This window comes from Bacillus sp. VA13 (assembly GCF_055710085.1).
The window spans coordinates 1-506 of sequence record NZ_JBVQPP010000015.1 but is presented as its reverse complement, the minus strand read 5'-3'; the positions used below and the strand labels follow the sequence as shown (position 1 = coordinate 506).

General features: G+C 41.1%; 1 pseudogene. It reads left to right on the top strand.

From position 1 onward, the window contains the following. Positions 1 to 506 (top strand): annotated as a pseudogene (locus AC0C66_RS21490) (IS3 family transposase); the annotation flags it as partial.

Below are 506 nucleotides of genomic sequence, written 5' to 3'. Positions count from 1 at the left end.
AGGCTGGGGATATACATCGATTCGAACAGCCTGTTGGAAAGCAATACACTTACGGAAAAGGTCCAGAGTATTCTTACGAATTAGAGAAACTGCAGGCAGAGAACCGTTATCTGAGACAACAGAATGACGTTTTAAAAAAGTACAACGAATTGGAAAGGAAGTTGATAGCGAAACGTCAGTCGAACTTGTAGAAGCATTGCACAGCACAATGACCGTGCAGGATATCTGTATTCATTTAGGTATCTCTCGAGCATCCTATTATCGTTGGAAGAAGAATCTGACGAAAGATTATCCCAAGCGCCATTTGGAAAAACAAATCGGCACGTTGTGCCGAGAGCACAGGTATCGATATGGATATCGAAAAATCACAGCCATACTTAAAAAGAGAATGCGTATTAACCATAAAACGGTTCAACGTATTATGCAGAAAAATCAATGGCAGTGCCAGGTTAAGGTGAAAAAGCGCAAGAAGAATGGGCAGCCATATGCCGTAGTCGATAATATAT